This window comes from Streptomyces panaciradicis, assembly GCF_023516615.1.
In the GTDB taxonomy this organism is placed as follows: domain Bacteria; phylum Actinomycetota; class Actinomycetes; order Streptomycetales; family Streptomycetaceae; genus Streptomyces; species Streptomyces panaciradicis.
The window spans coordinates 1-21,898 of sequence record NZ_JAMGBF010000192.1 but is presented as its reverse complement, the minus strand read 5'-3'; the positions used below and the strand labels follow the sequence as shown (position 1 = coordinate 21,898).

Annotated in this window: 22 protein-coding genes, 2 tRNA genes and 1 pseudogene; 14 read left to right on the top strand and 11 right to left on the bottom strand. The window is 71.6% G+C overall.

The features are described from left to right. The 3 genes from M8J74_RS39685 to M8J74_RS39675 form a co-directional block, all read left to right on the top strand. A partial coding sequence (locus M8J74_RS39685) for an AIM24 family protein (protein ID WP_249841078.1) occupies positions 1–841 on the top strand: 841 nt, incomplete at its 5' end. An 11-nt stretch (positions 842–852) separates the two neighbouring features. After that, the gene (locus M8J74_RS39680) at positions 853–1,533 is read left to right on the top strand and encodes an AIM24 family protein (RefSeq protein ID WP_058923358.1); all 681 of its coding nucleotides are present in this window, start codon (positions 853–855) and stop codon (positions 1,531–1,533) included. Between the two features lie 18 nt (positions 1,534–1,551). Continuing rightward, positions 1,552–2,307 carry an AIM24 family protein gene (locus M8J74_RS39675; protein ID WP_249841077.1) on the top strand — a complete coding sequence of 252 codons (756 nt, stop codon included), beginning with the start codon at positions 1,552–1,554 and terminating at the stop codon, positions 2,305–2,307. A 44-nt stretch (positions 2,308–2,351) separates the two neighbouring features. Here M8J74_RS39675 and M8J74_RS39670 read toward each other — a convergent pair whose 3' ends face one another. Both M8J74_RS39670 and M8J74_RS39665 read right to left on the bottom strand, forming a co-directional pair. Beyond that, positions 2,352–2,873, bottom strand: coding sequence for an NUDIX hydrolase (locus M8J74_RS39670; protein ID WP_249841076.1), 522 nt, complete (start codon positions 2,871–2,873; stop codon positions 2,352–2,354). Further along, positions 2,870–4,294: a zinc-dependent metalloprotease gene (locus tag M8J74_RS39665; RefSeq protein ID WP_249841075.1), complete on the bottom strand. Its 1,425-nt coding sequence runs from the start codon at positions 4,292–4,294 to the stop codon at positions 2,870–2,872. Before M8J74_RS39665 ends, M8J74_RS39670 begins: the two co-directional genes overlap by 4 nt. A 191-nt stretch (positions 4,295–4,485) precedes the next feature. Between M8J74_RS39665 and M8J74_RS39660 the strand changes: the two genes are divergently transcribed. The 4 genes from M8J74_RS39660 to M8J74_RS39645 all read left to right on the top strand — a co-directional run bounded on the left by M8J74_RS39660 (position 4,486) and on the right by M8J74_RS39645 (position 7,635). After that, positions 4,486–5,598 carry an SDR family oxidoreductase gene (locus tag M8J74_RS39660; protein ID WP_058923354.1) on the top strand — a complete coding sequence of 371 codons (1,113 nt, stop codon included), beginning with the start codon at positions 4,486–4,488 and terminating at the stop codon, positions 5,596–5,598. 121 nt (positions 5,599–5,719) lie between these two features. Continuing rightward, entirely contained in the window at positions 5,720–6,181 is a 462-nt protein-coding gene (locus tag M8J74_RS39655; protein ID WP_058923353.1) for a molybdenum cofactor biosynthesis protein MoaE, read from the top strand. Positions 6,182–6,320: 139 nt separating this feature from the next. Further along, positions 6,321–6,485: a hypothetical protein gene (locus M8J74_RS39650; protein WP_249841074.1), complete on the top strand. Its 165-nt coding sequence runs from the start codon at positions 6,321–6,323 to the stop codon at positions 6,483–6,485. A 52-nt stretch (positions 6,486–6,537) separates the two neighbouring features. Further along, positions 6,538–7,635, top strand: coding sequence for a YlbL family protein (locus M8J74_RS39645; protein ID WP_249841073.1), 1,098 nt, complete (start codon positions 6,538–6,540; stop codon positions 7,633–7,635). A 69-nt stretch (positions 7,636–7,704) separates the two neighbouring features. Here M8J74_RS39645 and M8J74_RS39640 read toward each other — a convergent pair whose 3' ends face one another. After that, positions 7,705–8,247, bottom strand: coding sequence for a PPA1309 family protein (locus M8J74_RS39640; RefSeq protein WP_058923350.1), 543 nt, complete (start codon positions 8,245–8,247; stop codon positions 7,705–7,707). A gap of 142 nt (positions 8,248–8,389) precedes the next feature. Here M8J74_RS39640 and M8J74_RS39635 point away from each other — a divergent pair, with 142 nt between their 5' ends. The 4 genes from M8J74_RS39635 to M8J74_RS39620 all read left to right on the top strand — a co-directional run bounded on the left by M8J74_RS39635 (position 8,390) and on the right by M8J74_RS39620 (position 13,719). Then, positions 8,390–11,359, top strand: a complete 2,970-nt coding sequence (locus tag M8J74_RS39635) for a UPF0182 family membrane protein (RefSeq protein WP_249841072.1) — start codon at positions 8,390–8,392, stop codon at positions 11,357–11,359. A 42-nt stretch (positions 11,360–11,401) separates the two neighbouring features. Continuing rightward, positions 11,402–11,475 (top strand) — tRNA-Met (locus M8J74_RS39630). A 205-nt stretch (positions 11,476–11,680) separates the two neighbouring features. Then, complete coding sequence (locus tag M8J74_RS39625) at positions 11,681–13,498, top strand: tetratricopeptide repeat protein (RefSeq protein ID WP_249841071.1); 1,818 nt, start codon at positions 11,681–11,683, stop codon at positions 13,496–13,498. A 147-nt stretch (positions 13,499–13,645) separates the two neighbouring features. Further along, positions 13,646–13,719 (top strand) — tRNA-Met (locus tag M8J74_RS39620). Positions 13,720–13,816: 97 nt separating this feature from the next. Here the strand turns inward: M8J74_RS39620 and M8J74_RS39615 are convergent. The 3 genes from M8J74_RS39615 to hisN form a co-directional block, all read right to left on the bottom strand. Further along, the gene (locus M8J74_RS39615) at positions 13,817–14,230 is read right to left on the bottom strand and encodes a Fur family transcriptional regulator (RefSeq protein ID WP_058923347.1); all 414 of its coding nucleotides are present in this window, start codon (positions 14,228–14,230) and stop codon (positions 13,817–13,819) included. A 69-nt stretch (positions 14,231–14,299) separates the two neighbouring features. Continuing rightward, positions 14,300–14,698 (bottom strand): CBS domain-containing protein, encoded by a 399-nt coding sequence (locus M8J74_RS39610; protein WP_058923346.1) that lies wholly within the window; start codon positions 14,696–14,698, stop codon positions 14,300–14,302. Between the two features lie 159 nt (positions 14,699–14,857). Further along, positions 14,858–15,658: a histidinol-phosphatase gene (hisN, locus tag M8J74_RS39605; RefSeq protein WP_058923345.1), complete on the bottom strand. Its 801-nt coding sequence runs from the start codon at positions 15,656–15,658 to the stop codon at positions 14,858–14,860. Between the two features lie 165 nt (positions 15,659–15,823). Between hisN and M8J74_RS39600 the strand changes: the two genes are divergently transcribed. After that, the gene (locus M8J74_RS39600; RefSeq protein WP_249841070.1) at positions 15,824–16,429 is read left to right on the top strand and encodes a TetR/AcrR family transcriptional regulator; all 606 of its coding nucleotides are present in this window, start codon (positions 15,824–15,826) and stop codon (positions 16,427–16,429) included. Between the two features lie 28 nt (positions 16,430–16,457). Here the strand turns inward: M8J74_RS39600 and M8J74_RS39595 are convergent, their stop codons facing one another. From M8J74_RS39595 to M8J74_RS39580, 4 genes are all read right to left on the bottom strand, one after another. After that, positions 16,458–16,781 carry a DMT family transporter gene (locus tag M8J74_RS39595; RefSeq protein ID WP_058923344.1) on the bottom strand — a complete coding sequence of 108 codons (324 nt, stop codon included), beginning with the start codon at positions 16,779–16,781 and terminating at the stop codon, positions 16,458–16,460. A gap of 75 nt (positions 16,782–16,856) precedes the next feature. Beyond that, positions 16,857–17,867, bottom strand: coding sequence for a ribosome small subunit-dependent GTPase A (rsgA, locus tag M8J74_RS39590; RefSeq protein ID WP_249841069.1), 1,011 nt, complete (start codon positions 17,865–17,867; stop codon positions 16,857–16,859). A 13-nt stretch (positions 17,868–17,880) separates the two neighbouring features. Continuing rightward, the gene (gene aroA / locus M8J74_RS39585) at positions 17,881–19,197 is read right to left on the bottom strand and encodes a 3-phosphoshikimate 1-carboxyvinyltransferase (RefSeq protein WP_249841068.1); all 1,317 of its coding nucleotides are present in this window, start codon (positions 19,195–19,197) and stop codon (positions 17,881–17,883) included. A gap of 124 nt (positions 19,198–19,321) precedes the next feature. Next, the gene (locus M8J74_RS39580; RefSeq protein ID WP_058923341.1) at positions 19,322–20,041 is read right to left on the bottom strand and encodes a M50 family metallopeptidase; all 720 of its coding nucleotides are present in this window, start codon (positions 20,039–20,041) and stop codon (positions 19,322–19,324) included. 302 nt (positions 20,042–20,343) lie between these two features. Between M8J74_RS39580 and M8J74_RS39575 the strand changes: the two genes are divergently transcribed. After that, positions 20,344–20,928, top strand: coding sequence for a sigma-70 family RNA polymerase sigma factor (locus M8J74_RS39575; RefSeq protein ID WP_058923340.1), 585 nt, complete (start codon positions 20,344–20,346; stop codon positions 20,926–20,928). Continuing rightward, positions 20,925–21,677 (top strand): anti-sigma factor, encoded by a 753-nt coding sequence (locus tag M8J74_RS39570; protein ID WP_249841067.1) that lies wholly within the window; start codon positions 20,925–20,927, stop codon positions 21,675–21,677. Before M8J74_RS39575 ends, M8J74_RS39570 begins: the two co-directional genes overlap by 4 nt. Before the next feature lie 34 nt (positions 21,678–21,711). Here the strand turns inward: M8J74_RS39570 and M8J74_RS39565 are convergent. Further along, positions 21,712–21,898, bottom strand: a pseudogene (locus tag M8J74_RS39565) (hypothetical protein); the annotation flags it as partial.

Sequence of the window (21,898 nt, the reverse complement as noted above, 5' to 3'; positions counted from 1 at the left end):
GCCCGGATACGCGCAGCCGCAGGCGCCGCAGGCCCCCGCCCCGCCGCCCGGCTACGGTCAGCCGCCCGGCTACGGCCAGCCGACCCCGCCGCCCGGCTACGGCCAGCAGCCGCCCTTCGGCCAGGTCCCCGGCCAGCAGGCCGGCGGCTACGGCGTCCCGCAGGGCGCTCCCCAGGGGGGCGCCGGTGTGTCCGCCGCGCTGTCGGTGTTCAAGGAGACGCCCACCGGTCAGCGCTGGACGCAGCAGAACAAGAAGCTCATCCGGGTCGACCTCGGCATGGGCGGCCAGCCCGTGCTCGCCCGCCAGGGCAGCATGGTGCTCTACCAGGGCAAGGTCGACTTCAGCTACAAGGGCGCCGGCTTCGCGGGCCGCATCGTGGGCAACGCCACCGGCCAGGAGATGCAGCTGATGCGCTGCACCGGCCAGGGCCAGGTGTTCCTCGCCGAGAACGCCACGCATCTGCACCCCATCGAGCTCCAGGGCGACGCGATCTGCGTCTCCGCCGAGAACGTCCTCGCCTTCGACGAGACCCTGCAGTACGAGGTCCGGCGCATCGAGGGGCACGGCATCCCCGGGGGCGCGCTGTTCACGATGCAGTTCCAGGGGACCGGCACCCTCGTCGTGAAGACGCACGGCACGCCGGTGGTGCTGCCCGTCACGCCCACGACGTTCGCCGACGCCAACGCGGTGGTCGCCTGGTCGGCCGCCTCCCAGGTGATCGTCTCCAGCCAGGTCCGGATGCGCCGCAACGCCTACCCGGGCGACACCGGCGAGAGCGTGAACCTGCAGTTCCGGGGCGCCCCCGGCAACTTCATCGTCGTCCAGCCGTACGAGGTCTGAGGGAGCCCGTCATGAACCAGCCGCTCGCGGGCTTCGCCCCCGCACCCGTCACCGCCCGCATGGAGAACCACGGCGAGCACATGCTCAAGGTCGCCATGCAGAGCGGGCAGGACCTCCTCGCGCGCGTGGGCTCGATGATCGCCTACGAGGGCTTCATCCAGTACGAGCCCAACCCGCCGGCCGTGCGCCAGATCGCCCGCGACTGGATCACCGGCGAGGGCGCGCCCCTGATGAAGTGCTCCGGCGACGGACTGCTCTACCTCGCCGACTACGGCGCGAACGTCGTCGTCATCAACCTCAACGGCGACGGCATCTCCGTCAACGCCACCAACCTGCTCGCCTTCGACGCCCACCTCACCTGGGGTGTCGAGCGGGTCAAGGGGCTGGCGAAGTTCGCCGGACAGGGCCTGTGGAACACGAAGATCTCCGGGCAGGGCTGGGTCGCGCTGACCTCCCGGGGCACGCCGATCGTCGTGGACTGCGGCGGTGGCGAGGACGAGACGTACGTCGACCCGGACGCCCTCGTCGCCTGGTCCCCGAACCTCAAGGTGAAGGGCAAGCGCAGCTTCAAGGCGCAGTCGCTGATCGGCCGCGGCAGCGGCGAGGCCTACCAGATGGGCTTCTCCGGTCAGGGCATCGTCGTCGTCCAGCCCAGCGAGGACAGCACCGACCGCCTGCGGTTCCGGGGCTGAGGGGGAGCCAGAAACGCCATGCAGAGTTCGCTTTTCGCCCACAACGACTCCCAGTCCCAGGAGCGCTACAGCCTGCAGAACAAGCAGCTGCTGCGCGTCAGCCTGCAGGGCCACGACGACATCCTGGCCCGCAAGGGCACGATGGTCGCCTACCAGGGGCTCGTCGAGTTCGACGCCGAGTACCAGAGCAACAACCAGGCACGCGCGCGTGCCTACACCGGCGAGGGCCTGAGCCTGATGCGCTGCCACGGGCAGGGCACGGTGTACTTCGCCAACCTCGCCCAGCACATCCATGTGGTGGACGTGGACCAGGACGGCCTGACCGTCGACAGCAGCTACGTGCTCGCGATGGACTCCTCGCTGCACCACGAGGTCATCGCCGTCGACAGCCTCTACGGCATCTCCGGCTCCGGGAAGTACCAGCTGAACATCACCGGCCGCGGCAAGGTCGCGCTGATGACCTCGGGCGCGCCGCTGATGATGCAGGTCACCCCCGACAAGTACGTCAACTGCGACGCCGACGCGATCGTCGCCTGGTCCACCGGCCTGCGGGTGCAGATGCAGGCCCAGACGCACTCCTCCGGGGTGTGGCGCCGCCGCGGCAACACCGGTGAGGGCTGGGAGCTCAGCTTCATGGGCAGCGGCTTCGCGCTGGTCCAGCCGAGTGAACTGCTGCCGCCGCAGAACGCCCAGATCGGCCAGGGCCTCGCCGCGCAGTACGGCATGGGCCAGCAGGGGGTGCGGGCCCAGAACCAGGGCAACGTCTGGAGCTAGAACCGGTCAGGGGTGATCGCCGAGGGTGGTCACCCCTCACCCGTTCAGAGCCTGGCGCGGGTCCCTTCCAGCAGTCGTACGACCGACTCGTCGGCCACGTCCGCCACCTCGTGGTAGCCGAACCAGCGCAGGTCGAGGGACTCGTCGCTGATCTCCTGGACCGCGCCCGGGGGCGCCAGGACGGCGTACTGCACGTCGAGGTGCCAGTGGCAGGGGGCCGGGATCGGGTGCCGGTCGAGCCGGACCGGGCCGCCCGGCAGCAGCGCGAGCCCTGCGATGCCCGACTCCTCGGCGGCCTCGCGCAGCGCCGCCGCCTCCAGCGAGGCGTCCCCGGGCTCGCAGTGCCCGCCCATCTGCAGCCACATCCGCAGCTTCCGGTGCAGGGTGAGCAGCACGCGCCCCCGCGAGGGGTCGATCACCAGGGCGCTCGCCGTGAGGTGGCCGGACCCGCAGGACTTCCACATGCCGTCCGGGTGGGCCGCCAGATGGTCGAGGTAGGCCTGGCGCAGCTCTTCCTGGCCCTCGTACCCCTTCAGGACGAGGACCGCGTCGTCGTACAGGCTCACTCGGTGTCGTCGCCCTTGTCGTCGTCCTTCTTGCGCAGGTCGGGCTTGTCCGCCGCCTCGCCCAGCATCTTGTCCAGCTCGGAGAAGTCCAGCTGCTCGCGGTGCACGAAGCCGTCCGGGTCGTCCAGGTCGGAGGCCGTGGGCAGCATGTCCGGGTGGGACCAGAGGGCGTCGCGGCCGTCGGTGCCGCGCGCGTCGGTGAGCGAGGCCCACAGGCGGGAGGCGTCGCGCAGGCGGCGCGGGCGCAGCTCCAGGCCGATCAGCGTGGCGAACGTCTGCTCCGCCGGGCCGCCCGAGGCGCGGCGGCGGCGCAGGGTCTCGCGCAGCGCGTCGGCGGACGACAGGCGCGGCTTCGCGGCCGCGTGCACCACCGCGTCCACCCAGCCCTCGACGAGCGCCAGAGCGGTCTCCAGACGGGCCAGGGCCGCCTTCTGCTCGGGCGTGTCCTCCGGCTGGAACATGCCCTGCTGGAGGGCGTCCTGCAGCTGCTCGGGGTTCTGCGGGTCGAACTGGCCGACGACGTCCTCCAGCTTGGCGGTGTCGACCTTGATCCCGCGGGCGTAGCCGTCGACCGCGCCGTACAGGTGCGAGCGCAGCCACGGCACGTGCGCGAAGAGGCGCTGGTGGGCGGCCTCGCGCAGGGCCAGGTACAGCCGCACCTCCTCCTTCGGCACGCCCAGGTCCTTGCCGAAGGTCTCGATGTTCACCGGCAGCAGCGCCGCCTTGCCGGCCGGGCTCAGCGGCAGGCCGATGTCGGTGGAGCCGACGACCTCGCCCGCGAGCACGCCCACGGCCTGCCCGATCTGCGTGCCGAACATGGCGCCGCCCATCGAGCGCATCATGCCGATCAGCGGGCCCGCCATGGCCTGCATCTCCTCCGGCAGGACGTCGCCCATCGCGGTGCCGACACGCTCGGCGACCGGGTCGACGAGCTCCTGCCACGCGGGCAGGGTCGCCTCCACCCACTCCGCGCGCGACCACGCCACGGCGGTGCCGGCGCCGGACGGCAGGGACGTCACGTCGTCCAGCCACAGGTCGGCCAGGCGGACGGCCTCCTGGACGGCGTTGCGCTCGGCGGGGCCCACGCTCGCGTCCTTCACGCCGTCCGCGGTGCCCTGCGAGACGGTCTGGCGGGCGATCTGCTTCGCCATGTCCCAGTTCACCGGGCCGCCCTCGTACGAGAGCATCTGGCCCAGCTGCTGGAAGGCGGCGCCCAGGTCGGTGGGGTTCAGGGAACCGAACATGGCGGCGAGCGGGTTGTCACCGCCTGGGCCGCCGAAGCCGCCGGCGCCGGACAGCCCGAAACCGAACGGGTTGGCCGGGTCCTGACCACCACCGCTCTGCTGGTCCTTCTTCTTGCCCTCGTCGCCGTCGTCCGGCTCCTCCGGCGGAAGGCCGAATCCGAATGGGGTGTCGCTCACGGGATTCCTCGGCTGGTAAGGCCGTCGGTGTCCCCGACGGCGCGGCTGCCCGATGACACCACCCAGCGTAGACACCACGGGCGGTTCGGGCCTCGGTGCTTCGCCGACTCTCGGCCTGCGGCAGGATGGATGCCACCTGGTACGGACGCGTCACTCGCGTTCTTACTGAAGACAACCGCTGGAGACGCCCGGTGAGTTCCCCAGATCCGCAGGTTCGCGCAGCGCGAAACGAGTCAACCCCTCCGACTGTACGCGGGCCCGTCGTCGCGGTCACCGGCGCCGCGACCGGCGTCGGCGCGCTGCTCACCGAGCGGCTGGCCGCGTCCGACGAGATCAAGCAGGTCATCGCCATCGACGAGCGGCGCGGCGAGTGCGCGGCGGCCCAGTGGCACATCCTCGACGTGCGCGACCCCGCCATCGCCGACAAGCTGCGCGGCGCCGACGTCGTGGTCCATCTGGCGCTCGACCTCGATCTCGAGACCGATGCCGCCGCCCGGACGGCCTACAACGTCCGGGGGACGCAGACCGTGCTCACGGCCGCCGCCGCGGCCGGGGTGCACCGGGTCGTGCTGTGCACGTCCTCGATGGTCTACGGGGCGCTGCCGGACAACGAGCTGCCCCTGTCGGAGGACGCCGAGCTGCGGGCGACGGCCGAGGCCACCGGTGTGGGCGACCTGCTGGAGGTCGAGCGGCTCGCACGGCGCGCGCCCCGGGCGCACCCCGGGCTGAACGTCACCGTCGTCCGTCCGGCCGTGCTGGTGGGAGGCACCGACACCGCGCTCACCCGGTACTTCGAGTCGCCCCGGCTGCTGGTCGTGGCCGGGTCGCGGCCGGCCTGGCAGTTCTGCCACGTCGAGGACCTGTGCAGCGCGCTGGAGTACGCCGTCCTGGAGAAGGTCGAGGGCGAGCTCGCCGTGGGCTGCGAGGGGTGGCTGGAGCAGGAGGAGGTCGAGGAGCTCAGCGGGATCCGGCGGATGGAGCTGCCGTCGGCCGTGGCGCTCGGCGCGGCGGCCCGGCTGCACCGGATCGGGCTGACGCCGTCGCCGGCCGGGGACCTCGCCTACACGATGTACCCCTGGGTGGTGAGCGGCAGCCGGCTGCACGACGCCGGGTGGCGGCCGCAGTGGACCAACGAAGAGGTGCTCGCCGAGCTGCTGGAGGAGGTGTCCGGGCGGCACACCGTCGCCGGGCGGCGGCTGGGACGCAAGGACGCGACCGCGGCGGGTGCCGCGGGTGCGACGGTGGCCCTGCTGGGCGCGGCGGCCGTCGTACGGCGGGCCCGCAAGGCCCGGCGCCGGATCTGAGCGGCCCGGCCGGACCGGCCGGCAGGGCACCGCGGTCCTGTAGGAGTCGCCGAACCGCACGCGTGTGTGCCTGGTGAACGTCGTATTCCGTGTTGTCACGGGCGTGGGGCACGATGGACGCATGGCAGACACCCACGACCACCCCGGAGAGCGGGCCGCGGACGACCCGGTCAAGCTCATCGGCGTGCGCGAGACGCCCCTGTCCGTCGACGAGGTCTTCCGGGCCGTCGGGGACGACGCCGCCGGCGGGACCGCGCTGTTCGTGGGCACCGTGCGCAACCACGACGGCGGAACGGACGTCGACCGGCTCGGCTACTCGTGCCACCCCAGTGCCGAGGCCGAGATGCGGCGGATCGCCGAGAAGGTCGTCGCGGAGTACCCCGTGCGGGCCCTGGCGGCAGTGCACCGCGTCGGGGACCTCGCGGTCGGGGATCTGGCCGTCGTCGTCGCCGTGTCGTGTCCGCACCGGGGCGAGGCCTTCGACGCCTGCCGGAAGCTGATCGACGACCTCAAGCACGAGGTGCCGATCTGGAAGCACCAGACCTTCTCCGACGGTACGGAGGAATGGGTCGGCGCCTGCTGAGCACACGTAGGGAGTCCGCTGACTCCCTCCGTCGGCCCCGGGTTGCGTAACCGCACCCCTGGCATGAGCGTTGTCAGTGGCGGCGGTTAATCTGCTGATCAGTCAGTTCGCGCTCGCTCACCGGGGTTGGGAGGTCGGCATGGGTGCGCTCGTGTGGTTGTTGATTCCGCTGGTGGCAGCGATCGGCGCCGGTCTGTGGGGCAGTTGGGCCAACCGCACCCGCAAGGTGCGCGGCGACGGTCCGGAGCTCGACGGGTACGCCCGCTTCCGCGCGGCCATGGAGAAGTCCCACTCCGGTACATGACAGAGGGTGGGCCTGACGGCCCTCTGACAGCGGCGTCCCGTACTGTCGTGCCATGCCACGCCGCACCGCGACGATGCTCGCCTCCACCCTGATGCTGATCGCGCTCCTGTGCGCGGGAGTCTTCATCCCCGTGCCGTACTCGGAGATGTCCCCGGGCCCGACGGTGAACACGTTGGGGAACCACGACGGCGAGCCGGTGCTGCAGATCTCCGGGCGCAGGACGTACGCCACCAGCGGGAACCTGAACATGACCACCGTGCGGGTCACCAGCGCCGACTACCGGATGAACCTCGTCGAGGCCGTGTACGGGTGGCTCGCGCACGACAACAAGGTCGTGCCGCACGACACGCTCTACCCGGACGGCAAGACCGAGCAGCAGTCGACCCAGGAGAACGCCGAGGAGTTCAGCCAGTCGCAGGAGAGCGCCAAGGTGGCGGCGCTCAAGCAGCTCGGCGTCCCGGTGACGTCCTGGGTGATCGTCTCCACGGTCGTGAAGGACTCGCCCGCCGAGGGCAGGCTGCACGCCGGGGACGTCATCAAGGCCGTCGACGGCACCGCGGTCAAGGAGCCGGCCGACGTCGCCAAGCTCGTGACCAAGCACAAGCCGGGCGAGAACGTGGTCTTCACCATCGTGCCGGCCAAGGAGCAGGCCGCCGCCGAGAAGGCGCACAGGACGGCGACGAAGACCGAGAAGATCACGATCACGACCGCCACGTCCGACGACAGCGGGGCCAAGCGGGCCATCGTCGGGATCTCCGCCGGGACCGACCACACCTTCCCGTTCACCATCGACATCAAGCTCGCCGACGTCGGCGGCCCCAGCGCCGGACTGATGTTCGCGCTCGGCATCTACGACAAGCTCACCCCGGGCAGCCTCACCGGCGGCAGGTTCGTGGCCGGCACCGGCACGATCGACGACAACGGCAAGGTCGGCCCGATCGGCGGCATCGAGATGAAGACGGTCGGCGCGCGCGACAAGGGCGCCCGGTACTTCCTGACCCCGGCCGAGAACTGCGCGGCCGCCGCCAAGGACACCCCCGGCGGACTCAGGCTCGTCAAGGTGAACACCATCAAGGACGCCCTGTCGGCGCTCAAGGACATCCGCAGCGGCGACACCGCCGCCCTGCCGAAGTGCACGGCCAAGGGCTGACGCACGGGCCCCGGACACGGACGGGGGCGCCCTCGCTCATGCGGGGCGCCCCCTTCGCCGTACCGGAGCTCAGTCCTCGAAGGTCGCCGACAGGGCCTCGGCCAGGCCGGGCACCAGGTCGCCGCCCGTGAGGACCTCCGTGGGCGTGTCCTTCTCGCGCAGCCGCAGGGCCGACTCGCGGGCGCCGTCACGCAGCACCGCGACCGTCATCCGGACCTCCTGGCGGTCGGGGTGCTCGGCGACCCACTGTGCGAGCTTCTTCTCGTTCAGCCCCTCCGGTACGGACGCCTCGGCCGACGGCGGCAGCATCAGCCGCTCCACCGTCAGCGCGCACCCGACGACCGCGTCGGGCCACGCGATCGTGGCGAGGAACTCGTCCAGCGGCCTGCCCGCCGGGATCTCGTCCTGCTCGATCGGGGTGAGAGCAGCGGACTCCCGCTCCTCCTCCAGGCCGAGCTGGGCCGCGAGGGCGGGTTCCTGGGTGCGCAGCCGAGCGGTGTCTACGAGGGCGAAGAGGCGGGCGGGCTGGTCCCAGCCGAGGCCGGAGGCGTACTCGTCGATCTCGAGAACGGCCCGGGTGAGCGGGTTCGCCGCCATGGGGGTGTTGGACATGGTCACAATCCTGCCTCGTTCATGGCCGGAATCGGGAACCGAGTAAACGGTGAGTAAGTTGCATAGGTGTGGGCCCACGATCACGGGGGGCCACGGCAGGTCCGTGAAACCGCGGGCCTGACGGACCGACAGCGACTTCGAGGTGCGCACCTTGGCTTTCCAGATGCCGGACCGCGGCGGAGGCCCGACGGGGCCACGGATCAGAGTGGGCCGCCCGTCCCGGCGCGTCCGGACCCTGCTCATGACACTGGGCGTCCTTGCCGTCCTCGGCATGGCGTTCACCATGTTCGCGGGCTTCTGGACGGACTGGCTCTGGTACCGGTCGGTGCACTACTCGTCCGTGTTCACCACCACCCTGTGGACCAAGATCGGCCTGTTCTTCGTCTTCGGTCTGCTGATGGCCCTCGCGGTCGGCGTCAACATCTGGCTCGCGCACCGGCTGCGGCCGCCGTTGAGCGCCATGTCGATGGAGCAGCAGAGCCTCGACCGCTACCGCATGGGCATCGCGCCCTACAAGCGGTGGCTGCTGCTCGCGATCACCTCCCTGGTGGGCCTGATCGCCGGCGCCTCGGCGTCCAGCCAGTGGCGGACCTGGCTGATGTGGGTCAACGGCGTGCCCTTCCACCAGAAGGACCCGCAGTTCCACCTCGACGTCTCCTTCTACGCCTTCGACCTGCCCTGGTACCGCTTCCTGCTGGGCTTCGGCTTCGCCGCCACGATCCTCGCGCTGATCGCCGCCGCGCTGACCCACTACCTGTACGGCGGGCTGAGGATCACCTCCCCGGGCGCGCGGGCCACCGCGGCCGCGACCGGGCACCTGTCGGTGCTGCTCGGCGTCTTCGTCGCGCTGAAGGCGGTCGCGTACTGGCTCGACCGGTACGGCCTGGCGGTGAAGTCCAGCGACTTCAAGGCCACGGACAACTGGACCGGCCTGAGGTACGTCGACGCGAACGCCTACCTGCCGGCGAAGACCATCCTGTTCTGCATCGCCGTCATCTGCGCCCTGCTGTTCTTCGCCACCCTGTGGCGGCGCACCTGGCAGCTGCCGGTGATCGGCTTCGGCCTGATGGTGCTCTCCGCGATCCTGATCGGCGGGCTCTACCCGGCGATCGTGCAGAAGTTCCAGGTCCAGCCGAACGAGCAGGCCAAGGAAGCCCCGTACGTCCAGAAGAACCTCAAGGCGACGCGCGAGGCCTACGGCATCGACGGCACCAAGGTCAGCGACTACTCGGGCACCAGCAAGACCCAGGACAAGGCGACGCTGCGCGACGACGTCGACTCCACGGCGAGCATCCGCATCCTGGACCCGAACATCGTCTCGCCGACGTTCCAGCAGCTCCAGCAGATCAGGAACTACTACGCGTTCCCGACCAACCTGGACGTCGACCGCTACACCAAGGACGGCAAGGTCCAGGACACGGTGATCGGTCTGCGGGAGCTGAACCTCAACGGCATCCCGAAGAACAACTGGATCAACGACCACTTCCGCTACACCCACGGCTACGGCGTGGTGGCGGCCAAGGGCACCGCGGCCGACCCCAACGGCCAGCCGGTCTTCACCGAGTCCGACCTGCCCTCCCGCGGCGACCTGGGGACGTACGAGCAGCAGGTCTACTACGGCGAGAAGACCACCACCTACTCGATCGTCGGCGGTCCCCAGAAGGAGATCGACTACTCCGACGACAGCGGTGAGAAGACCACCAGCTACCGGGGCAAGAGCGGCGTCAACCTCGCCAACCCGATCAACCGGGCGGCGTACGCGGTGGCGTTCAGCGAGCCGCAGATCCTCTACTCCGGCGCCATCGGCGAGGGTTCGCGCATCCTGTACAACCGCACACCCAAGGAGCGCGTCGAGGCGGTGGCGCCCTGGCTGACCATCGACGGCGACGCCTATCCGGCGGTGGTGGACGGCCGCATCCAGTGGATCGTCGACGCGTACACCACGACGAACGGCTACCCGTACGCCTCCCGTACGACCCTCGGTGACACGACGGCCGACTCGCTGACCGCGACCAACAACTCGCGCGCGGTGGTGGCCCAGCAGAACCAGGTCAACTACATCCGCAACTCGGTGAAGGCGACCGTCGACGCGTACACCGGCGAGGTCAAGCTCTACCAGTGGGACACCCAGGACCCGGTCCTGAAGACCTGGATGAAGGCCTTCCCGGGCACGGTCGAGCCCAAGAGCGCCATCTCCAAGTCGCTGCTGGCGCATCTGCGGTACCCGCAGGACCTGTTCAAGGTCCAGCGTGAGCTGCTGACCCGCTACCACGTCACCAACCCGACCACCTTCCTCACCGGCAGCGAGGTGTGGCAGGTGCCGGACGACCCGACCAACAAGTCGGGCAACGCGGTGCCGCCGTACTACCTGAGCATGAAGATGCCCGACCAGGCGTCGCAGGCGTTCTCGCTGACGACGACGTTCACGCCCAACGGCCGTGACAACCTGAGTGCGTTCATGTCGGTCGACGCCCAGGCGGACTCCAGCGACTACGGAAAGATCAGAATCCTGAAACTGCCGACCAGTACGACGGTCGACGGGCCCAAACAGGTGCAGAGCCAGTTCAACTCCGAACAGGACATCGCCGAGTCGATCAAGCTGCTCAAGGGCGGCGACTCCGACATCGAGTACGGCAACCTGCTCACCGTGCCGCTCGACGGAGGACTGCTCTACGTGGAGCCGGTCTACGTACGCGGTGGTGGACTGAAGTACCCGCTGCTGCGCAAGGTATTGGTCAGCTACGGCGACAAGACCGCCTTCGAGGACACCCTCGACCAGGCGCTCAACAAGGTCTTCGGGGCGGAGAGTTCGACCACCACACCGCCCGACCAGGGGACCACCAAGCCGCCGGCGACCGGCAACCCGACGGTCCAACAGGCCCTCGACGACGCCCAGAAGGCCTTCGACGCCGGCCAGACGGCTCTGAAGAAGGGCGACTGGAAGGCGTACGGCGAGGCGCAGAAGGACCTCGAGGACGCGCTGAAGAGGGCCGAGGAGGCGCAGTCCAAGGCCGGCAAGCCAGCCGGCGGCAGCGGCGGCGGCAACAAGAGCAGCAGCAGCCCGAGCCCCAGCGGCAGTCCCAGCCCGAGCGGCAGCCCGGGCAGCGGCTGATCAAAGGCCACCCCGCGTCGTGATACGGTTGCCAAACAACGACGCGGGGTGGAGCAGCTCGGTAGCTCGCTGGGCTCATAACCCAGAGGTCGCAGGTTCAAATCCTGTCCCCGCTACTGCGGTCGAAGGCCCGGATCCATCAATGGATCCGGGCCTTCGACGTGTGCGAACGCGTGTGCCGAGCACTGGGTGTACGTGGCGCGGTGGGGAGTTGGGGGATCTGTGTTTGACTTGTCTCTCTGTGGGCATGTCGACAAAACGCTGAAGTGACCTCAATGGCTGCGGTATACCAGGTGTACCCAGGTTGCAGGTGGTGCGACGATGGACGTTATGGGGGACAAGGCAACTCTGTTCGAGACAGGGCGATTTGTGCAGCCTTCCCAACCGGGCGGGACCGACGCCGGGGAGGCGGCGGAAGAGGCTGCCGAGGAACTGCGCCAGCGGCTCGCCGCCGAAGCCGGCGACGTCGAGGCGATGAGTGTTCTCGGGGCCATGCTGCTGCGCCGTGGGGACCTCGACGGAGCCGAACCCCATCTGCGTGCCGCCACCGCGGCCGGTGACCGCGCCGCCGCCAACAACCTGGGCGTCCTGCTGCATCAGCGCGGCTACGCCGACGAGGCCGCCGGATGGTGGCGGATCGCCGCCGTCGCCGGGTCCGCCGCGGCCGCGCACGCGCTGGGCCGGCACCACCGCGAACGCGGGGACGAGCCGGCCGCCGAGTACTGGCTGCGCCAGTCCGCCGAGCAGGGGCACGCCCTGGGCGCGTACGCGCTCGCCGACCTCCTGGAGCACCGCGGGGACGCCGCGGCCGGAACATGGATGCGGGCCGCGGCCGAGCGGGGCCACCGCGAGGCGGCGTACCGGCTGGCGCGCGCGCTCGACCGCGAAGCGGCCTCCTTGGAGGAGGGCGGGCCCGACAACGGTGTCGAGCTGCACGCCGAGGCCGAGCAGTACTACCGGCAGGCCGCCGCGCGCGGACACCGGCGGGCCGCGCTGCACCTCGGGGCGATCCTGGAGAAGCGCGGGGAGCTGAAGGAGGCCGGGCGCTGGTACCTGACGTCCGCCAAGGACGGCGAGGCACGGGCCGCCTGCGCGCTCGGCTTCCTGCTGCGCGACGCCGGTGACACCGAGAGCGCCGCCGTGTGGTGGCTCAGAGCCGCGCAGGACGGGGACGGCAACGCGGCCAACGCGCTCGGCGCGCTGCACGCCGAGCGCGGCGAGACGCAGACCGCCGAGCGGTGGTACCGCGCGGCCATGGACGCCGGCGACGACAACGGCGCGTACAACCTGGGGCTGCTCTGCGCCGAGCAGGGGCGGACCACGCAGGCCGAGCAATGGTATCGGCGTGCCGCCTACGCCGGGCACCGGGAGGCGGCGAACGCGCTGGCCATCCTGCTGCTCCAGGGCGGCGACACGACCGGGGCCGAGCCGTGGTTCTCCAAGGCCGCGGAGGCCGGCAGCGTGGACGCCGCGTTCAACCTGGGCATCCTGCACGCCGGGCGGGACGAGGACGAGGCCGCGCTGCGGTGGTACGAGCGTGCGGCGGCCGCCGGGCACACCGAGGCGGCGCTGCAGGTGGGGATCGCGCGGCTGCGGGACGGGGACGAGCTCGAGGCGGAGCGGCACCTGCGCTGCGCGGCCGGGGGCGGGAGCGCGGAGGCGGCGTACCGGCTGGCCACCGTGCTCGACGCTCGGCGGCCCCCGGAGCCGGCGCACGAGCTGGGCGAGGTGCTGCACGAGAAGACCGAGTGCGAGGAGTGGTACGAGCGGGCGGCCTCCCAGGGGCACCGGCGGGCGCAGGTGCGGGTGGGCATGATGGCCGCGGCCCGCGGCGACGTGGTCGAGGCGGCCCGGTGGTACCGCGAGGCGGCCGAGGCCGGGTCGCGCAACGGCGCCTTCAACCTGGGGCTGCTGCTGGCCCGGGAGGGCAGCGAGCCGGAGGCGGCGGTGTGGTGGACGCGGGCGGCCGACGCCGGGCACGGGCGGGCGGCGTTGCGGCTGGCCCTGGTCTACGCGCGTCGGGGTGAGCTGGCGGAGGGGCAGCGGTGGGCCGACCGGGCCGTGTCCCTCGGGCCGGCGGAGGTCACGGAGCGGGCGGCGCGGCTGCGGGACGCGTTGCGGGAGGAGCTGTCGGCTTGACCTTCTGGGGGCTGCCGCCCCCAGACCCCCGCTTCGGCCTGGACGGCCTCGTCCTCAAACGCCGGACGGGCTGAGAGGGCCGGACGCCGGGCCGAAAGAAGCGATTTGCTTCTGGGCTTCTCCCTCACGTACTGTTCTGTTCATCGCCGCGGGGTGGAGCAGCTCGGTAGCTCGCTGGGCTCATAACCCAGAGGTCGCAGGTTCAAATCCTGTCCCCGCTACTGAAGACAGAGGGCCGGAATCCAGAAATGGATTCCGGCCCTCTGTGTTTGCGTACGGGACGTTCGGCGTGCGGGCCCGCGAGGAGCCCGCCGGCCCTTACGCCGCGCAGTTCGGGCAGACGCCCCGGTAGGTGACCTCCACGTCGGAGACCGTGAAGCCGAAGCGTTCCGAGTCCGGGAGGTCGGCCAGGGGGTTGCCCGTCGGGTGGACGTCCTTGATCGCGCCGCACCGGGCGCAGACCAGGTGGTGGTGCGGGCGGTGCGCGTTCGGGTCGTAGCGCTTGGCGCGCTTGTCCGTCGCGACCTCGAGCACCTCGCCGAGCGAGACCAGCTCGCCCAGCGTGTTGTAGACGGTCGCCCGGGAGATCTCCGGCAGCTTCGCGACGGCCCGTGAGTGGACCTCGTCGGCCGTCAGATGCACGTGCTCGCCGTCGAGAACCTCGGCCACGACGCGCCGCTGCGCGGTCATCCGCCATCCGCGTCCGCGCAGCCGTTCCAGAAGGTCACTCATACGGCCAGCCTAACAGAAGGGGACCAGGACGCGAATGAATGTGACTTTAGACTTCGTCCAAGGTGGCCGTCAGTGCAGGAGGGCCACGTGCTCGCGCGCGGGCGCCCAGCAGCGGATGATGTCGCGCACCGAGACGATGCCGACGGCCTCGTCGCGGTCGAGGACGATCAGGTGACGGAACCCGCCGTGGGCCATGGCGCGGGCGGCCTCCTCCAGGGTCCAGGACGGGGCCGCGAAGACCACGTCGGTGGTGGTGTGGGCGGAGGCGTGCTCCGCGTCCGGGTTCTGGCCGAGGCCCACCGAGTTGAGGATGTCGCGTTCGGTGAGGATCCCGATCCCGCCCGCGTCCGGGTCGAGGACCACGGCCGCGCCGACGCGGCGTGCGGCCATCAGGGCGGCCGCCTGGCGGAGGGTGTGTGCGGGGCCGATGGTGAGGACGACTGTGCTCATGGCGTCACGGACGAGCATGGACTTGAGCCACCTCCTAGGGAATCCGGGAGATAGTTCCCGGATTCACAAGTTCACAAGTGGGGGGACTCTCAGAGTGACAGGTAAAGCGGGGGTCAACAAGGGGGCGCGTGCGGCCGATTGAGGGCGTGCGCGCTCATCTGTGGTGACGCGGGAGCCTCAGTAGCGCTGGTTCAGATACCCCAGCAACTCGTCGTGCAGCAGGCCGTTCGACGCGGCCGCGTTGCCGCTGTGCGGGCCCGGGCGGCCGTCGAGGCCCGTGAAGGTGCCGCCGGCCTCCGTCACGATGACCGCGTTCGCGGCCATGTCCCACAGGGAGAGCTCGGGCTCGGCGCAGATGTCGACGGCGCCCTCCGCGACCAGCATGTACGGCCAGAAGTCGCCGTACGCCCGCGTGCGCCACACCTCGCGGGTCAGGTCCAGGAAGCCGTCGAGGCGGCCCTGCTCCTCCCAGCCGGACAGCGAGGAGTAGGCGAAGGAGGCGTCCGGCAGCTTCGAGACGCGGGAGACGTGCAGGCGGGAGGCGGAGGAGAGGCTGCGGCCGGTGAACGCGCCGTGCCCCTGCGCGGCCCACCAGCGCCGGCCCAGCGCGGGCGCGGAGACCACGCCGACCACCGGCTCGAAGCCGGTCTCGCCGGCCTCCATCAGGGAGATCAGCGTGGCCCACACCGGGACGCCGCGCACGTAGTTCTTGGTGCCGTCGATCGGGTCGATCACCCAGCGCCTCGGGCCCGTGCCCTCGACGCCGTACTCCTCGCCGAGGATCGCGTCGCGCGGGCGGGCGCGCTGGAGCTGGCCGCGGATCAGCTCCTCGGCGGCCTTGTCCGCCTCGCTCACCGGCGTCATGTCCGGTTTGGTCTCGACCTTCAGGTCGAGGGCCTTGAAGCGGCCCATGGTCGCCGCGTCCGCGGCGTCCGCGAGGACATGGGCGAAACGGAGGTCGTCGAGGTAGTCCGGCATGGGACGAACGCTATCCGGCGAGGTGCGCGAGGGGCCATACGGGCCTGATTACGGTCTGACCGCACCTGGTGGCCGAAGGGCGCTCCCGCGTGCTTCCGCGAACCCTTGACAGTGCCTGTGCACGCGTCAAATCTGGGCGCAGAGTCGCTCCGCCCCAGGGAGGCGATGATGCCTGCAGCGCGGGAATCCCTACTGGATGCCGCCTACTCGGCGCTGGCGCGCCGGCCGTGGTCCGCCGTACGGATGGTGGACGTGGCCGCGGCGGCCGGAGTGTCCCGGCAGACCCTCTACAACGAGTTCGGCAGCAAGGAGGGGCTCGCCCGGGCCCTGGTCAGAAGGGAGGCGGACGGCTATCTCGCGGGAGTGGAGCGGGCGCTCGGCACCCACTCCGACGCCCGCGAGCGGCTGACCGCGACCGCCGAGTGGACCGCGTCGGCCGCCCGGGAGAACGCGCTGGTACGGGCCATGCTGACCGGCTGCTGGAGCGAGCGGCTGCCCGCGCCGACGCTGTCCGCCGTGCCGTCCTCCTCCGCCGTGCCGGCCCAGCGCCGGGCCGACGGCCCGCTGCCCTCGCCCGGCGACTTCGTGGCGATCGTCCGCGACCGGGCCGTGGCGGTGCTCGCGGGACCCGGCGCGCACCGGACGGACACCACGGACCTGGCCCGCACCTGCGAACTGGTGGTCAGGCTGGCGCTGTCCTGCGTGGCTGCACCGCCCGTCGACGGCGTGGGGGATCTGGTGCGCACGGCCCTGCCCCGGCAGCTGGTGTGAACCGGCCCCGGGCGGGGGGCGGGGCGGTCTAGTGCGTCGAGCCCGACAGCTGCAGGCCGATGACTCCCACGATCACCAGGCTGATCGACACGATCTTCAGGGTGGAGACCAGGTCGCCGAGGAAGATCATGCCGTAGATCGCGGTGCCCGCCGCGCCGATGCCGGTCCACACGGCGTAGGCGGGGCCGACGTCGAGCTTGCGCAGGGAGAGGGTCAGCAGGCCGAAGCTGCCCAGGGCGAAGACGCAGAACGCGATCGTGGGCCACAGGCGCGTGAAGCCGTGCGAGAGCTTGAGGCACACGGCGAAACCCGTCTCGAGCATTCCGGCCACTACCACCAGCAGCCACGCCATGTGCTGTCCTCCCGTACGTCCGCTCGGTGCGAGTATGCACTTACCGGGCCGGAGTACAGGCAAACAACGCGGTGGTCAGTCGCCCTCCGTGCGCTCCCTGGTGGCCAGCAGCCGGCGCAGTGAGTACAGCCTCGCCGGATCCGCGTGGCCGTCCGCCACCCACTGGTCCAGCGCGCAGTCCGGCTCGTCGTGGCTGCAGGCGCGCGGGCAGCCCTCCGTGCCGGGCTCGAGGTCCGGGAAGGCGTGGATGACCCGGGAGGGGTCGATGTGCGCGAGGCCGAAGGAGCGGAGGCCCGGGGTGTCGATCACCCACCCGCCGTCCCCGGCCAGAGGCAGGGCGAGAGCGGAGGTCGTGGTGTGGCGGCCGCGGCCCGTGACCGCGTTGACGTGACCCGTCAGACGGCGGCGGTCCTTCGGGACCAGCGCGTTCACCAGCGTCGTCTTCCCCACGCCCGAGTGGCCGACGAACGCCGTGACCTTGCCGTCGAGCTGCTCGCGCACCCGATCCGCGGCGTCGCCGTTCTCCAGCTCCTCGCGGCTGGTGACCACGTACGGGATGTCCAGGTCGCCGTAGAGCTCCAGGAGCTTGTCGGGCGGGGACAGGTCCGACTTGGTCAGGACGAGCAGCGGCTCCAGTCCGCCGTCGTACGCGGCGACCAGACAGCGGTCGATCAGGCGGGGGCGGGGCTCGGGGTCGGCCAGGGCCGTGACGACGGCGAGCTGGTCGGCGTTGGCCACGACCACGCGCTCGTAGGGGTCGTCGTCGTCCGCCGTGCGGCGCAGCACGGAGGTGCGCTTCTCGATGCGGACGATCCGCGCGAGGGTGTCCTTCTTGCCGGAGAGGTCGCCGACGAGGGCCACCCGGTCCCCGACCACCGCCGCTTTGCGGCCCAGTTCGCGGGCCTTCATCGCCAGCACGGGCCGGCCGTCGACCAGACAGGTCAGCCGGCCGCGGTCGACGGTGAGGACCATGCCCTCGGCCGCGTCCTCGTGGGCGGGACGGATGTTCGTACGGGGCCGGGTGCCCTTGCGGCCCGGGCGGACGCGGATGTCGTCCTCGTCGGTGTGCTTGCCGTAGCGGCGCATCTCCCTTACGTCCCTACGCCCCGAGCATCCCGGTCCACAGCTCGGGGAAGTCCGGCAGGGTCTTCGCCGTCGTCGCCACGTTCTCGATCTGGACGCCCTCGACCGCGAGGCCGATGATCGCGCCGGCCGTCGCCATGCGGTGGTCCTCGTAGGTGTGGAAGATCCCGCCGTGCAGGCGGCGCGGGCGGATGTGCAGGCCGTCGGCGGTCTCGGTGACGTCACCGCCGAGCTCGTTGATCTCCTTGGTGAGCGCGGCCAGCCGGTCCGTCTCGTGCAGGCGCAGGTGGGCCACCCCGCGCAGGGTCGAGGGGGAGTCCGCGAGGGCCGCGACCGCCGCGATGCCCGGGGTCAGCTCGCCGACCTCGCCGAGGTCCACATCGATACCGTGAATGGCACCCGAACCGGTGAACTCCAGTCCGTACTCGGTGAGTTCGCAGGAACCGCCCATTTCGGTGAAGATCTCCCGCAGCCTGTCGCCGGGCTGCGTGGTGTGCGCCGGCCAGGCGGGCACGACGACCTTGCCGCCGGTGACCAGGGCGGCGGCGAGGAACGGCTGGGCGTTGGACAGGTCCGGCTCGATGGTCAGGTCCCGGCCGAGCAGCGCGCCCGGCGTCACCCGCCACACGTTCGGCTCGCCGCCCGACTCCGGGGTGTCCACCTGGGCGCCGACGGTGCGCAGCATGTCCACGGTCATGCGGATGTGCGGCAGGGAGGGCAGCGAGGAGCCGGTGTGCCGGACCTCCACGCCCTGGTTGAACCGCGGGCCGGACAGCAGCAGGGCGCTGACGAACTGCGAGGACGAGGAGGCGTCGATCTCCACCTGGCCGCCGTCCAGCGCCCCGCCGCCGTGCACGGTCAGCGGCAGCGCGCCGCGGCCGTCGTCGTCGATCCGGGCGCCCAGGACGCGCAGGGCGTCGATGACGCCGTGCAGGGGGCGCTCGTAGGACCGCGGGTCGCCGTCGAAGCGGACGGGGCCGTCGGCGAGGGCGGCCACCGGCGGCAGGAAGCGCATCACGGTGCCGGCGTTGCCGACGTCGACCGTGGCCGGGCCGCGCAGGCCCGTGGGCAGCACCCGCCAGACCTCGCCCGTGCCGTCCGGGCCGACCCCCTCCTCGATGCCGACGCCCATGGCGCGCAGGGCGCCGGCCATCAGCAGGGTGTCGCGGGAGCGCAGGGGGCGGCGCAGCCAGCCGGGCTCGGAGGCGAGGGCGGCCAGCACCAGGGCACGGTTGGTGACCGACTTGGACCCGGGCACGTGGACCGTCGCGTCGACGGCTCCGCTCGCGTGCGGGGCGGGCCAGAGGGCGGTGTGTGCGGGGTTAACGGTCATGCGCCCCACTTTAGTGGCTGGGCGTGACCGGAGATCTTGATCAAATGCGGCGAAATCATGGTGAAAGAACGGCATGGGAATTGCCGTGCATATATGCGCGCGCACGCGCCGCAGGGAGGGCCGGTCACATCGCCAGCAGCCAGCGCCCGCCGCCGATCAGCGAGCACAGCGACACCGCGTGGAACAGGAACAGCCACATCCCCGCCGGCACGTGCGTCAGCCGGGAGAGCTGGTCGGCGTCCGAGTCGCCCGCGCCGCCCCGCATCCGCTTGGCCTGCAGCTCGAACGCCGGCCGGACGCCGCCCACCAGCAGGAACCACACCACCGCGTACGCGAACGCCGCCTGCACCTGCGGTCCCGCCAGCCATGACACCAGCAGGAACATCCCGCCGGTCAGGACGACCGTGAGCGCGCCGTAGGCGTTGCGGATCATGATCAGCATGGCGATCAGCAGGGCCGTCGCCACCCACAGCAGCAGTGTGATGTGGCCCGCGGCCAGCAGGGCCGCACCGCCCAGGCCGAGCAGCGAGGGCGCGGTGTAGCCCGCGGCCGCGGTCAGGATCATGCCGATGCCGTGCGGCTTGCCGCGCGAGAGGGTCAGGCCGCTGGTGTCCGAGTGCAGCCGTATCCCGGTCAGCTGCCGCCCGGTGAGCAGGGCGACCAGGCCGTGGCCGCCCTCGTGGGCGATGGTGATGGCGTTGCGCGCGACGCGCCAGACGCCGTGCGGGAGGGTGACGGCGAGCGCCGCGACGAGGGTCGCGAGGACCACCCACAGGTCGGGGTCGGGCTGGGTGCCGAAGACGCGGTCCCACAGAGAGGCGAGCGAGGCTGCGGTGCTGTCCATTGGCGGGCGTGGCTCCCATGGGTGTCGGCGGATCCGGCGGTTGCGCGTAGGTGCGGACGGTACCTGAGACGCCGGCCCGGCAGGGATCGTTCCTGACGGCGAACGCGCAGGTCACGGCCGGTGGGGCCGCGAAGTCGTCCGCCCTCTGCTCTACCCGTGCCGGCTGTGCGCCCCCTGGGGGACACCTGTGCCCCGGCCGGGTCCGGCCGCCACCTGCGTATTTTTCCCCTCCGCCGCAACCAATCCGGTGTCCCGTCGGGAACGGATTACGCCCGGACATGTCCCGACCACGGAGGCCCTCGGTGAAGGAAGCGGTACAGATCGGCAGAAATCCTGCACATGAGCCCGATCTGCAGGAACTGGTCCGCCGCGTGGCCCTGGGCGACGAGGACGCGTTCGCCGCCGTCTACGACGCCGTCGCGAGCGGAGTCCTGGGAGTCGTCCGGGCCGTCGTCCGGGACCGGGCGCAGTCGGAGGAAGTGGCTCAGGAGGTGCTGGTGGAGGTGTGGCGGACCGCTCCGCGCTACCGGCCCGACCGGGGCACGGCCATGAACTGGATCCTCACGCTGGCGCACCGCCGGGCCGTGGACCGGGTGCGCTCGGTGGAGGCCGCGGCGGCCCGGGACCACAAGGCGTCCCTGCTGGAACGGGTGCCCGAGTACGACGAGGTGGTCGAGCACGTCGAGGCCCGGCTGGAGCGGGAACAGGTGCGGCGCTGTCTGCGCACGCTGACCGAGATCCAGCACCAGGCCGTCACCCTCGCCTACTACCGGGGCCTGACCTACCGGGAGGTGTCGGAGGCACTCGCCCTTCCGCTGGGCACCGTCAAGACCCGCCTGCGCGACGGACTCATCCGGCTGCGCGACTGCCTGGGGGTGACCGCATGACGACCACCGACCTGCACCGGCTGACGGGCGCCTACGCCCTGCATGCCCTCTCGGACGAGGAGAGCACCGCCTTCGAGCGCCATCTCGCGGGCTGCGAGGCGTGCGCGCAGGAGACGGCCGAACTGCGCGCCACCGCCGCCCGGCTGGGACTCGCCGCCGCCGCGACGCCCGCGCCCGCGATGCGCGAGCAGGTGCTGCGGCGCATCGGCACCGTCCGCCAGGACAGCCCGGGCGAACCGGCCCGGACCCTGGTCGCCCGGACCGGGCGCCGGACCCGTACGGTCTCGCGCTGGGCGCTGGCGGCCTGCCTCGCGGCCGCCACGGCCCTGGGCGGCACCGCCGTCTGGCAGCACCAGCAGGCGCAGGACGCCCAGGACCGGGCGCGCCGTGCCACGCAGGCGACGGACGACATCGCCGCCGTGCTGACCGCGCCGGACGCCAGGACGCGCGCCGCCGAGCTGAACGGCGGCGCCACCGGAACCGTCGTGGTCTCCCGTGCCCGGGACCGCGCCGTCTTCGCCGTCTCCGGGATGGCCGAGCCGCCCAGCGGCAAGGTCTACCAGCTGTGGTTCGACGACAACGGCACGATGCGGTCGGCCGGCCTCATGGACTCCCACCGCGCCGAGCAGACGGTCCTGCTGAAGGGAGCGGTCGACGGAGCGTCGGGCATGGGCATCACCGTCGAACCCGGCGGCGGCTCGAAGCAGCCCACCTCCACCCCGGTCGCGCTCCTGTCCTTCCCGAGCTGACCGGTTGGCCGGTCGAGGGGCCGGGTCACTGCCGTCAGACGCGGCCCGTGACCGTCACCGTGACGCTCGGTGCGGGGCGGGTCGGCGTCAGGGCGGCCAGGCGGTCGCGGACCCGGTCGCGGACGGCCCGGGCCACGTCCACCGCCCTGGCCTGCCGGTCCACGACGACCTGGATCTCCACGTGCCAGGCGCCGTCGTCGCCGTCCGCGGTCATCCGCACC

What these genes read in the sequence shown, in the direction of transcription:
- M8J74_RS39645 (WP_249841073.1), top strand. Translation starts at nt 6,538, where the DNA reads ATGCCACGCCGCACCGCGACGATGCTCGCCTCCACCCTGATGCTGATC.
- M8J74_RS39680 (WP_058923358.1), top strand. Translation starts at nt 853, where the DNA reads ATGAACCAGCCGCTCGCGGGCTTCGCCCCCGCACCCGTCACCGCCCGC.
- M8J74_RS39610 (WP_058923346.1), bottom strand. Translation starts at nt 14,698, where the DNA reads ATGCTCGTCCGTGACGCCATGAGCACAGTCGTCCTCACCATCGGCCCC.
- aroA (WP_249841068.1), bottom strand. Translation starts at nt 19,197, where the DNA reads ATGACCGTTAACCCCGCACACACCGCCCTCTGGCCCGCCCCGCACGCG.
- M8J74_RS39655 (WP_058923353.1), top strand. Translation starts at nt 5,720, where the DNA reads ATGGCAGACACCCACGACCACCCCGGAGAGCGGGCCGCGGACGACCCG.
- rsgA (WP_249841069.1), bottom strand. Translation starts at nt 17,867, where the DNA reads ATGCGCCGCTACGGCAAGCACACCGACGAGGACGACATCCGCGTCCGC.
- M8J74_RS39675 (WP_249841077.1), top strand. Translation starts at nt 1,552, where the DNA reads ATGCAGAGTTCGCTTTTCGCCCACAACGACTCCCAGTCCCAGGAGCGC.
- M8J74_RS39595 (WP_058923344.1), bottom strand. Translation starts at nt 16,781, where the DNA reads ATGGCGTGGCTGCTGGTGGTAGTGGCCGGAATGCTCGAGACGGGTTTC.
- M8J74_RS39640 (WP_058923350.1), bottom strand. Translation starts at nt 8,247, where the DNA reads ATGTCCAACACCCCCATGGCGGCGAACCCGCTCACCCGGGCCGTTCTC.
- M8J74_RS39580 (WP_058923341.1), bottom strand. Translation starts at nt 20,041, where the DNA reads ATGGACAGCACCGCAGCCTCGCTCGCCTCTCTGTGGGACCGCGTCTTC.
- M8J74_RS39600 (WP_249841070.1), top strand. Translation starts at nt 15,824, where the DNA reads ATGATGCCTGCAGCGCGGGAATCCCTACTGGATGCCGCCTACTCGGCG.
- M8J74_RS39615 (WP_058923347.1), bottom strand. Translation starts at nt 14,230, where the DNA reads ATGAGTGACCTTCTGGAACGGCTGCGCGGACGCGGATGGCGGATGACC.
- M8J74_RS39650 (WP_249841074.1), top strand. Translation starts at nt 6,321, where the DNA reads ATGGGTGCGCTCGTGTGGTTGTTGATTCCGCTGGTGGCAGCGATCGGC.
- hisN (WP_058923345.1), bottom strand. Translation starts at nt 15,658, where the DNA reads ATGCCGGACTACCTCGACGACCTCCGTTTCGCCCATGTCCTCGCGGAC.
- M8J74_RS39570 (WP_249841067.1), top strand. Translation starts at nt 20,925, where the DNA reads ATGACGACCACCGACCTGCACCGGCTGACGGGCGCCTACGCCCTGCAT.
- M8J74_RS39625 (WP_249841071.1), top strand. Translation starts at nt 11,681, where the DNA reads ATGGACGTTATGGGGGACAAGGCAACTCTGTTCGAGACAGGGCGATTT.